General features: G+C 47.1%; 8 protein-coding genes and 1 pseudogene. 1 reads left to right on the forward strand and 8 read right to left on the reverse strand.

Annotated features, from left to right (window positions below; translation table 11 throughout):
• Positions 1 to 6 precede the first annotated feature (6 nt).
• From A3GG_RS0104550 to A3GG_RS0104585, 8 genes are all read right to left on the reverse strand, one after another.
• Positions 7 to 729 carry a YebC/PmpR family DNA-binding transcriptional regulator gene (locus tag A3GG_RS0104550; RefSeq protein WP_018358141.1) on the reverse strand — a complete coding sequence of 241 codons (723 nt, stop codon included), beginning with the start codon at positions 727 to 729 and terminating at the stop codon, positions 7 to 9.
• 22 nt (positions 730 to 751) lie between these two features.
• On the reverse strand, positions 752 to 3,205 hold the full coding sequence (gene pheT / locus A3GG_RS0104555) for a phenylalanine--tRNA ligase subunit beta (protein ID WP_018358142.1): 2,454 nt from the start codon (positions 3,203 to 3,205) through the stop codon (positions 752 to 754).
• Positions 3,206 to 3,904: 699 nt separating this feature from the next.
• Positions 3,905 to 5,128: an aminotransferase class V-fold PLP-dependent enzyme gene (locus A3GG_RS0104560; RefSeq protein WP_018358143.1), complete on the reverse strand. Its 1,224-nt coding sequence runs from the start codon at positions 5,126 to 5,128 to the stop codon at positions 3,905 to 3,907.
• A 2-nt stretch (positions 5,129 to 5,130) separates the two neighbouring features.
• Positions 5,131 to 5,865 (reverse strand): RsmE family RNA methyltransferase, encoded by a 735-nt coding sequence (locus A3GG_RS0104565; RefSeq protein ID WP_018358144.1) that lies wholly within the window; start codon positions 5,863 to 5,865, stop codon positions 5,131 to 5,133.
• A complete protein-coding gene (locus A3GG_RS0104570) occupies positions 5,852 to 6,577 on the reverse strand; it encodes a hypothetical protein (protein ID WP_018358145.1) in 726 nt (241 codons plus the stop codon). The genes A3GG_RS0104565 and A3GG_RS0104570 overlap by 14 nt, the downstream gene beginning before the upstream one ends.
• Positions 6,570 to 7,274 carry a hypothetical protein gene (locus A3GG_RS0104575; RefSeq protein ID WP_018358146.1) on the reverse strand — a complete coding sequence of 235 codons (705 nt, stop codon included), beginning with the start codon at positions 7,272 to 7,274 and terminating at the stop codon, positions 6,570 to 6,572. Before A3GG_RS0104575 ends, A3GG_RS0104570 begins: the two co-directional genes overlap by 8 nt.
• A gap of 69 nt (positions 7,275 to 7,343) precedes the next feature.
• A complete protein-coding gene (locus A3GG_RS0104580) occupies positions 7,344 to 8,273 on the reverse strand; it encodes a hypothetical protein (protein ID WP_018358147.1) in 930 nt (309 codons plus the stop codon).
• A 96-nt stretch (positions 8,274 to 8,369) separates the two neighbouring features.
• Positions 8,370 to 11,051 carry a calcium-translocating P-type ATPase, PMCA-type gene (locus A3GG_RS0104585; protein WP_018358148.1) on the reverse strand — a complete coding sequence of 894 codons (2,682 nt, stop codon included), beginning with the start codon at positions 11,049 to 11,051 and terminating at the stop codon, positions 8,370 to 8,372.
• A gap of 662 nt (positions 11,052 to 11,713) precedes the next feature.
• Here A3GG_RS0104585 and A3GG_RS13825 point away from each other — a divergent pair.
• Positions 11,714 to 11,833 (forward strand): annotated as a pseudogene (locus A3GG_RS13825) (IS982 family transposase); the annotation flags it as partial.

An 11,833-nucleotide genomic window follows, 5' to 3' on the forward strand; every position in this document is an offset into this window, starting at 1 on the left:
ACGTCTTTATTCCTCTTCGTCAGCCATATTGTGGAAGACATTCTGAACGTCTTCGTCCTCCTCTAGCTTATCAAGAAGCTTCTCTACATCGGCACGCTGCTCAGGAGTCACCTGCTTGTAGTCCATTGGGACACGTACAAACTCCGAACTAGTGATCTCATATCCCATCTCCTCGAGGTGCGCTTGGAGTGCAGCATTCGAAGCAAAGTCTGCAGAAATCACGAGCTCCCCTTCGTCCTCATCAATCTCTTCTACACCGTAGTCGATAAGCTCAAGGAGCAATTCCTCTAGGTCTGCATCCTCTTTCTTGACCACATGGAAGACGGCTTCATGAGAGAACATGAATTCTACACTACCTGTGGTGCCCATAGAACCACCGGTTTTATTGAAATAACTACGCACATTGGCAACCGTACGAGTATTGTTATCCGTAGCCGTCTCAACGAATATGGCGATGCCATGAGGTGCATAGCCCTCAAAACTCACCTCCTTGTAGTCGGCAGTATCCTTGTCCGTGGCTTTCTTAATAGCACGCTCCACGTTGTCCTTAGGCATGTTTTCCTTCTTAGAGGTCTGAATAAGCACTCTCAGACGTGGATTGGTGTCGGGATCAGGGCCGCCTGCTTTGACCGCCATAGTGATCTCTTTGGATAGTTTGGTAAACACGCGAGCCATATTTCCCCAGCGTGCCAACTTACGAGCTTTACGATATTCAAATGCTCTTCCCATACTTATTACTTGTGTGTGTAAATTATCTTAGTGTAGCACCCAACTGCTTATTGAGCGCTTCGTAAATCTTATTCATCGTCTTCTCTATCACCTTATCGGAGAGCGTCTGCTCGGCATCTTGCAGACCGAACGCCACTGCATACGATTTCTTGCCCTCTGGCAGGTGCTTTGGGTCTTCGTAGACATCAAAGAGGGTCACCGTTTTGAGTAACTTACCTCCTACCTTCCTCGCTGTAGCCTCTACATCCGCAAAGGTAATGCTCTTATCTATCAGCAAAGCGAAGTCACGCTTCACCATAGGGAAGCGTGCAATGCTCTTCATCTTTATGTCCTTTCGGAGGATACGCTCCATGATTGGTCGCCACTCGAGCTCTGCAAAATAGACGGGCACATCTATGTCATGAAGTTTGAGGGTCTCCTGACCCACAAGTCCCCATGTAGCAATCGTTGCCCCACCCTTTAGAGCTATTCGCTCAGCCGCCTCAAAGCCAGTGGTATCATCGGCACGCTCTACGAAGTATTCGCCCTCACTAAGCCCCATACGACGGAGGATATTGAGGACAATAGCCTTCAGCTCGAATACACTAGCACTATACTCAGCGCATGCCCAATGGGTAGGTTCGGCATCGCCAGTCATCCAGATACCCAGGCGATAGCTCTCCTTATACCCCTCAAGGACAGTCTTTTCCCCCTCCTCAGCACGACGGTAGGTATTGCCAAACTCATAGAGTCGCAGACCATGGGCTTGACGATTGAGGTTGTAATTAATGACCTCTAGACCACCATGAAGCAGGGTCATGCGCATGGTAGATAGGTCTTGCGAAAGAGGATTCATCACCTGCACAGCCTTGCCCGAGGCGATTTCCTCCTTATAATAACTTGCGCTGGATAGAGAATTATTGAGAATCTCATTGAAACCTGCACCAGTAAGCTGCTCACTGATACGCTTCTGCATCGCCACACTTATATCTGTAGGCGTCTTGACACTAATCGTACTGCGGAGGTTCTCATCCTCGGGGTACTCATTATAGCCATAGATACGGAGGATATCCTCAATCACATCTATATCACGAGTAACGTCAAAACGGTAGCGTGGCACGAGTAGTTCGAGCTTGCCTGCCTTATTCTCCACCACCTTAATCTCGAGTGCCTCCAGAATCTCTATAGCCTTTGCCTCTGGAATATCTAGCCCGGTCAACTGATGAAGTTTCTCCATTGTGAGCGTTACCTCATAAGGCTTCTGCACCTCAGGATACTCATCGTATATCTTACTCTCGACCTTTCCTCCTGTAAGCTCTGTGATAAGGGCTACTGCTCTCTGCATTGCCTCTGGCAACTGAGCAGGATCTAGACCACGCTCATAGCGGAAAGAGGCATCGGTATTGAACCCATGTCTTCTTGCACTCTTGCGGATATAGGTAGGATGGAACGTAGCTACCTCTAGGAACATATCGGTGGTTCCCATCGTAACCCCCGAGTCTGCACCACCCATTACACCAGCTAGACAAAGTGGTTTGGTCGCATCAGCGATAACAAGATCCTTATCGGTAAGCTTGAGTTCGCTTCCATCAAGAGCAATCAAGCGCTCTCCCTCAGCGGCAAGACGCACGTGGATTTCGTTGTTCTGAATCTTGGATAAATCGAAAGTATGCAGAGGCTGTCCGAGCTCAAATAGCACATAGTTCGCAGCATCTACTACACTATTGATAGAGCGCTGTCCGATGGTCTCGAGAGCATCACGGAGCCACTTTGGGCTCTCTGCCACCTTCATACCCTTAATCACCACACCCATATACCTTGGTGCGGCTACTGGAGCATCGAGAAATAGCGCTATAGGTTCGTCATTCGTAGCCTCCACTTTGGGGCATTCTGGCTTACGGATTGCAGTACTGTAACCATGTGTCTTGAGAAAAGCATACAAGTCTCGTGCTACACCGTAGTGAGAAGTAGCATCGACACGATTAGGGGTAATGTCTACCTCTATTACATAGTCGCTTGTAATACCAAAATATTCGGCAGCAGGCATACCTGGCTTTATGCCCTCCTCAAGCACCATAATTCCAGAGTGGTCACCACTGAGACCTATTTCCTTGGCTGAGCAAATCATGCCTACCGACTCCACACCACGGATCTTACCCTTCTTAATGGTAAAGCTCTCATCACCATCGTAGAGTACTGTCCCTACCGTAGCGACCACAACAGTCTGCCCCGCAGCAATATTAGGAGCACCACAGACAATCTGAAGTGGCTCACCACTGCCGATATCAACGGTGGTGACGTGGAGATGATCAGAATTGGAGTGCTCTACACATGTAAGCACCTTACCTATTACCAGACCTCGCAATCCGCCACGTACGGACTCACGCTCCTCTACGCCACCTACCTCCAAGCCAATAGAGGTAAGCACCTTGCCTACTTCATCGGGAGTTAGATCGAAATCGACATACTTCTTCAACCACGAAAATGATATATTCATATAGTCTCCTATCTATTGATTATCAACCGAAAAGGAGCAAGCCTTACACCTCAGATGTAAGACCCACTCAAAAACTTCTACAAAGGTAACAAAATAAGGCGATATAGCTAAAATGGCTCGTACCCTCTCGCCCTACAATCTAGTCTCGTTTCTTGAGGGTAAAATGTGAATACCAACAGCGTTTCATTTACCAATGCATATCCTTCTTCATAGAATTGAAAATACTCCTTCTTATAAGGGTTACTGTAGTTAGTCGAGGAAACATTACTCTTATCCTCAAACCTCTCAGGCTAAAACATCGCCAACACCTGATGATTAGCCTTGCTATAAATGAGTTGTCGGGAGGCTAGTATTGGAATCATCCCTCAGGGTGTGTACACATTTAGGATTGCAAAAAAGAAGTGTATACAATAACAGGAATAACAAACAAACTGTGTACTACTTTCATGAATACCATAACATTCCATTTCTTTTTCCAATATTGGAAAGGTATCGTTCCCTCCCTGGAAACTTATCTTTCCAACGTTGGAAAGATAAGTTTCCAACGCTGGAAAATCTGGTATCAATACATTGAGACTACAAGTAGATTACCTGCTCTAGCACGACCGTCCTATTAAAAGGCTTGAAAGTATAGGGAACAGAAAGCCCCGCACCGATAGATGACCGATGCGGGACTTTCTGCTCCTATTGTTCGCTCTGTTATTTCAGAATATCTAGGGCGCGACGGAGCGCCTTGATGAATAAGTCTATCTCTTCTTTCGTATTGTAAAGAGCAAAGCTTACTCTAGCTGTACCCTCGATGCCAAGGCTCTTCATAAGTGGCTGTGCGCAGTGGTGACCTGTTCGGATAGCAATCCCTTGCTGATCGAGCAACACTCCCAAATCGTACGGATGGACGCCCTCTACGAGGAAACTAATCACGGCCTCCTTTTGAGGAGCTGTACCATATATCTTTAGTCCTTCTATCTGTAGCATTTGTTCAGTGGCATATCGGAGCAATTCCTCTTCATGTAGTAAGATCTCATCCATGCCGAGTGTCTCTAAGTATTTGATACTAGCAGAGAGCCCGACACTGCCAATGAAATCGGGCGTGCCCGCCTCGTACTTATAGGGAAGTTCATTGTAAGTGGTTTCCTCCCAGCTTACATGCTGGATCATCTCTCCTCCTCCGTGATAAGGTGGCAGCTTATCAAGCCATTCCCTCTTGCCATAGAGAATTCCGATTCCAGTAGGGCCATAAATCTTATGCCCAGAGAAAGCGAGGAAGTCTACATCCAACGCCTGCACATCTATCTTACGGTGCGCAATAGCTTGGGCTGCATCGATAAGTACAGGTATCCCTTTACTATGAGCGAAGGCGACCACCTCCGCCACAGGATTGATCGTACCCATTACATTGGATGCGTAACAGATAGAAACGAGTTTGGTGCGCTCACTCACCATACTTCGGAACGCCTCCATATCCATAACCCCCTCTTGGGTAAAAGGAACTGCCCTAAGCTTGATACCTCTAGATACGCCTTGCAATTGCCAAGGTACAATATTACTGTGGTGCTCCATCCCAGAGACGATGACTTCATCGCCACTTTGCATCTGGCTTGAGCAAAAGATACTCGCTACCATATTGATACCCTCGGTTGTTCCTCTGGTGAATAGCACCTCGGCGGGTTCTCGAGCATTGATGAAGCGAGCAATATGTGCTCTTGCTTCCTCGTGGGCTGCTGTAGCTTGTTGGCTAAGGGTATGTACCCCCCTATGGATATTGGCGTTACGATGTTCGTATGCCTCCCGCTCAGCATCTATCATCTGCCGTGGCTTTTGCGCCGTTGCAGCGTTATCAAAGTAAACCAATGGATACTTGCCTTTTATAGTCGTAGATAATATAGGGAAGTCTGCCCTTACTTTATCAATATTATATGCCATACTTATTTAGAATTTAGTATATGATGCACCATGCCCGCATAGATACCAGCCGTCTCTGTCCTTAGGCGTTCATCGCCAAGGGCAACTGGCTGAAAACCTTTTGCCATAGCTAGAGCTACCTCTTCGGGGGTGAAGTCTCCCTCTGGTCCGATTAGGAAGCTAGTATCAAGCCCCTTTCGGAAAAGCTCCGTGATGTATCGTTTCTCCATCTGCGCTCCACAGTAACCGATAAATCGCCCTTCATAGATGTCGCTTTGGAGATATTCCTTCATAGAACCATACAGACGTAATTCAACGGTAGAGAGCTTCTCGGACTGTTTCATCGCAGATACCATGACGCGCTCCATACGCTCCATATTGACCTTCCGGCGAATGGTGCGATCGGTAATCACAAGTGATAGCCGCTCCAAGCCGACTTCCGTTAGCTTTTCAAGAGCGAGTTCTATCCTTTCAATATTCTTGGTAGGTGCTATTGCTAGCTCGAGCCGTGGGCGTGAGAGCTGTAGCTCATTTATCAACTGTACGCCTTCTAAAGCGGGCTCTTTTACCGACGAACCCACCAATGTAGCACTATAGAGATGCCCTCTGCCGTCAGTGATATAAACTTCATCCCCTGCCTTGAGCCGCAATACTCGGAAGGCATGGTTCGCCTCTTCCTCGCCCAACCTTTGGGTAAGCAGTAGGTCTGGCTCAAAAAAGTAGGGGGGCTCCTCGGTTACTTGTTTATGCTTCTTCATCTTCCTTCATTTTGATAATATCAGTAAACCTTTGTGCCCACTCGTACTTCTCGAGCGCTACCACCTGCTCTCGAAGTTCCTCCAAATCCTTTCGGGAGAGCGATTGTGCGAGCTCCTCATTGGTTAGCTCAGAGATTAAAGCTTCGTTGTCTTCCTCCTGCTTAATCAACATCAGCAGAATCTCTGAGTAGTCGAACTGATCTGGAGCATCAACATCGAGGTATTTCTTCACCGCCTGTAAGGCATTGGCCAACGACTTACGCCTCATCACTCGCTCCTCAGCAAGTATGGGCAGATGCTGGGTGAAAGCAAAGATAACTGCCAAATGCTCAGGGAGCCGATAGTATGCCACCTCGCCAAAGTCAGATAAAGTATGAACCCATGCTTCCGTCTTTCCCGACTCCCCAAGACGAAGTATCACATTGCGCAGATAGATTCCCACGACCGACTGATAGTCCTCTATCGCATCGATATCTAGCTTCACACTGAGCATCGTTGCCTGGATCATCAGTTTATATTGCCCTATCAAAGCTCTGGGAATAGCAATATCCAATTGGTAGCTCTCTTTAGAGCCTACACTCTGGAATACCATATCCATGCCCACTACTTTACCATTCACGCCATAACCTTGGAGTTTCTCAAACTCTAGCGATAGCAATGGTTCATGGGTAATATCATCCCTCCGCTCGAACAATTCTCGGATATCACTCATCTCTATCCTCCAATTCCTTTAGCACCGCAGCCCACTCGTAGTTTTCGTTCTTTATAGCCAACACACGAAGCAGAGAATGCTCCTCTGGAGAGAAGTTGGCAATCGCACGCTTCAAGTCCTCATCCATAGGACTCTCAGGTTTATTTCCCGCTATTATCTCATTACCAATGTCTGCCGGAGAGATACTTTTGCCCCTCTTTTCATTAGGTGCACTAGTGGGCTCTCCCCTATTCACCCTCACTGCTGATGCTGTAGACTCAAGGAGTTTCTGCTCCACAAGTATGGGCAGATTATGGCTCATTGCCGTTAGAATACCATTGGGAAGAGAGACTCTAAAGCTATTCTCTTCCCCATTCTTATCTCTATAGACCAGATAGGGACGAGCACCCGACTTACCCTGATAGATATGTAGTGTCTGAAGCTTTGTTTCGCTCATCAGCTCATAGAAGTTGCTCATCTCGAGAAGGGTGTCATTCATACCCTCATAAAGCTGAGTAAGCTTGGCAAAATAGATAGGAGCCACAGCAGGTGCCACTCCTACAGGATATATCATCTGCTCACCATTAGGCAAACGATATTTATCATCCTCTACGGGGATCAACAGTAGCACCATAGCATCGGGCGAACTCTGCGAGCTCCCAAATCCATCCAACTTCATCGGCACCAGTACACGCCCTTCTTCGCCAGTCTCTTTCATATCATCTCCTCACGTTTTATGAGCTACAAATATAACCATTTCTAGCCATAAAGTGTTCGTAATAGCCGCCTAGTCTCCCGAGATAGCCTTGCCTATAAGCTGGAAGAGGTAGATTATCCCACCCACGAGATTGACAGAAGCGACTGGCTCCATCCGATGAGAAAAGGGGTTATAGTTATAATTTATCCCCACGCTAATAGGACCAGCACCAGGTATATTATATCCTACCCCTCCACCAAAGCCGTATGCGTAAGGTCCGGTAAGCATAGGCATCTGATTGAGATTAGCGAAGAGCTTCTGACGAGCGGCAAACCCCTCTCCGTATGCAAAGACACCGCTTGGGGTGATGTATTGCAGTCGCAAACTGGCATTGAGCGACTGGTGCATGAGATGAGGCTGATAAGCATTTTGCCCTAGAGCTAGCCCAGTACGTAGCTGTGCTTTGAACCGTTCGGAGATATTGAAAGAGGCAGTCACCGATGGTGCCACAAACCGAGAGCCCATCAGCTGCCCAGCTACAACAGAGGGCTCAATACTCATCCAATCATTGACCTTATAACTGGCTCCGATATTGGCTACTAATCCTGGGGTCTGTGCTGGAATAAATGGGAGCTGTGACGGTGCACCAATGATAGAGTTAATAGAAAGATTCGGTGTAATATGAAACTCTTGCGACATCACCTCGCCCAGCGTAGTCTCGAGTGTCCGTGGTACTTCTATCTCCAAGGTAGAGCTGAGCCCACTAATCTGCAACTCCCTATCCAATCGACTACCATCAAAACTGAGTACTCGAGGTATATCAAGCGGCTTCAGTCCCTCTAGTTTGAGTGGCTTTACCAACTTCATGGTTGCTTTCTCTACCCCTGTCTTGGGCGCGATAAGCACGCTCCTATCTATTCTCAACGTATCTGCCAGCGATAGCTCCTGTACCTCTTGAGCCATCGCTGCAACACCAGCACAAAGGGCGATGATAGAAACTGCTATCCTCGTGATAATCATAGTGCACAAAGCTATCTATTTTATCCTATTCTACAAATAAATATCCCCATTTGGATAGTTAAACAATCCAAATGGGGATACCCTTACTCTGTCTTTTTACTTCTTCTTGAAGAGGCGGGTAATCTCTCCTATAAGTAATATTGGAGAGGTAACAACAAGAGTTACTATCCAGTCTTCTACACTCAAGGGCACTACACTAAACATATCGCCTCCAAAGGTAACAATGAGTATCTGCCCTAGTACTATCACAAGTGCGATAGACACAAAGCCACTTGCGCCCTTAAAGTGAAAGGCAGAGCGTCCTGTCTCATAAGCCCGTGCGTTGAACATATTCCAAAACTGCATCCATACAAATAGGGAGAAGAATAGGCTATGCTCGTAGCGGCTCAATTCGGCAAAGTCCTGATTGATCTCTAGACTAAGGAAGTCCGACATACGCGTAACCTCAGCATACTGGAATAGATATAGCAATACGAGGAGTAGTACAAAGAATAAACCGCCTACCCCGAGGATAATGCTCCCCATGTGCTTGTCGATAATAAACGCATTGCGATTACGCGGCTTGCGCTTCATCACCCGCTCCGATGGAGGTAAAGAGGCAAGTGCCATAGCTGCGAAAGTATCCATAATGAGATTGACCCATAGCATCTGCGTAACGGTCAGTGGAGATTGAGTGCCCAAGAATGCACCAGCCAATACAATCAGACAGGCTGCCACATTGACCGTCATCTGGAAAAGGATAAAACGCTGAATATTCTGATACAGCGACCTCCCCCACATTACGGCTCTTCCGATACTTGAGAAGGAGTTATCCACAATAGTGATATCGCTTGCTTCCTTGGCGATAGAGGTTCCATCCCCCATCGAAAGCCCCACATGTGCAGCCTTCAGTGCTGGGGCATCGTTGGTACCATCACCCGTTACCGCCACCACTTGATTATTTCTCTGGAGTGCCTCTACCAGACGACGCTTATCCAATGGACGCGCACGAGACACTACCTTGACCTCCCCTATGCGCTGCTCCAGTTCCTCATCGGTCATCGCCTCTATCTCTGGTCCTGTAATAATCTGCGCATCAGTATCTCCATCAGTCCAAAGATGTATCTGTCGGGCTACCTCTCGAGCGGTAGCAATAGTATCTCCTGTAACGATCTTCACATGGATACCAGCATTGAGACACTCCTCTACTGCCTTAGGCACATCACTCCGAACAGGGTCGGCAATAGCCACGAAACCAAGGAAGGTAAGATCTGTAGCCACGAGCTTGCCATCAACTATACCGACCTCGCCATCCTCTAAGACTTGATAAGCAAAGCCAAGGGTGCGCATAGCCTGAGACTGGTAGCCCAGCAACTGCTCCTCAATATACTCCTTACTTACCCCGCCCTCAGTATGAGCGGAGAGTGCAAAGACAATCTCAGGAGCCCCCTTGACATACACAATGCGTTTGCCAAGGGCTGAGTGAACCTCCGTCACCATATACTTCCGCTCAGTGGAGAATGGAATCTGCTGGATAGTCTCCACCTCTTGGCGCAGCAACTGTGCGTCGACCCCTTGTTGGTACAACCACAAGAGAAGCGCCCCCTCAGTAGGATTGCCAAATACCTTTGGCTCTCCCTCCTTCGTTTCATCTATTGTAGCAGTACTATTGAGTGCTATATTCTCCCTGATTAATAGGCTGGCTTCATCGTCTGCCAACCGCTGATCCACTAGCCCCAAAAACTGTGTACCATGGACACGCATCTGATTTTCGGTAAGCGTACCTGTCTTATCCGTACAGATAACAGTGGTAGCACCCATCGTCTCACATGCATGCATCTTGCGGACAAGGTTATTGGTCTTGAGCATCCTCTGCATACTATACGCTAGGCTGAGGGTGACTGCCATAGGCAATCCTTCTGGCACAGAGACGACAACGACGGTCACAGCAATCATTATGGACTGTAGTAAGGAAGTAACGAAACTAGTCCACTCAAAACTACCCATGCTAGTGAAGTAGATGGTCAACCTCCCGATGAGCACTAGAATTGCGATACTGTACCCTAGTTTGCTAATCAAGCTGCCCAGCCTATCTAGTTGCTCATTGAGCGGAGTACGTATGCTTTGGTCTATCTGTGCTGCCTTAAATACTTTGCCATTCTCTGTCCTATCCCCCACAGCAAATACTTCACACAGTCCGTGCCCCTCCATCACCTTAGTCCCACGCATCACATGATTGACTGGGAAGGTAGTCTCTTTGTCATAGAGCTGAGTATCGGCAAACTTCGGTGCGATAGGTTCACCCGTAAGCGTCGACTCATCGACCATAAGCGACATAGAGTCCAAGAGCGTGGCATCGGCAGGAATCTCATTGCCCGTCTCGACCACTACCAGATCCCCTACTACAATGTCTCGCTTAGGCACCTGAATAGTATGACCATCTCGGATAACTCTAACCGGTTCGTCATCATTAACCTTATTAAGGATAGCAAACTCTTTATCTGCTTTCTGCTCGAAGTAAAAGGATAACCCAGTCGCCAATAAGACTGCTACCACGATACCCAAAGGCTCCAGGAACACATCTGCACCTGCCCCATGCCCTAGTACTTCGTAGAGAGATATGCCTAACGAAAGTACGGCCGCTACCACCAAGATGATAATTGTAGGGTCTTTGAACTTCTCAAAGAACTTCTTCCAAACCGATTCTTTCTCTACAGGAGTGAGCACATTATTACCATGCAATCTTCTGCTCTCCTCTACCTGAGCAGCTGTAAGACCGCTCCAATGCTTTTGTGTCATATATCCTTTGCTTCAACAATTGCGTCATCAAATGAACCGCAAAATTACCCATATTCTACCGAAATACACCGATGGCAGGAAAGGTATATGCTGCCTCTTTCATTGTACTATGCAAAATAATTTGCTGTACTCTCTTACCTCTTCAAGCTTCATATTGGTCGAACGTAAAGTTAGTATACCGAGCAAAAAAAGTCTCTCGCGGGAGGGACTGGAGTTTATATGGCGAGAGACTAGAGTCCCTCCCGGGAGAGACTTTTGCTAATATACCTAGCACATTGTAGTAGAATAGGTATAAAATAGGCCTTCTTTGGGTCGCATTGGTCCGATGATATGATTTGATAACACTCTGTTTTACAAATATTAGCGCAGTGTTCGGTTGCTTTGGTTGAGGGCGAAGCCCGAGGCCGTGGAAACGGTAAGCCCCTAAACCCCCTAAAGGGGGCTTGTACGTCCTGTGAGAAAGGGTACTGGGTTTTAGAGGCGTATACTTTAATAGAAGTTCTATAATAACGTGAGTTCGACCTAAGAAAAGAGACAAAAACCAGAGGTGAATATTTGCTCTAATGGACTAAAATAGAGGTGATTATATTAGGAAAAGTGGCGAATTATTTGTATCTTTATATTGTGATAAACAATAAGNAAACAAACAAAACACCACTTTTATGTTCACAAATATAGTCGAAGTTTTTTGCATTATAGATGATTTCTCCAAAATGTTTGATCAGGCAATGACAGCTCATTCGATCGAAGACGGGCAGGCAAAGAAAAGGAGAAATAGAAAG

Source organism: Porphyromonas levii DSM 23370 (assembly GCF_000379925.1).
Lineage (GTDB): Bacteria > Bacteroidota > Bacteroidia > Bacteroidales > Porphyromonadaceae > Porphyromonas_A > Porphyromonas_A levii.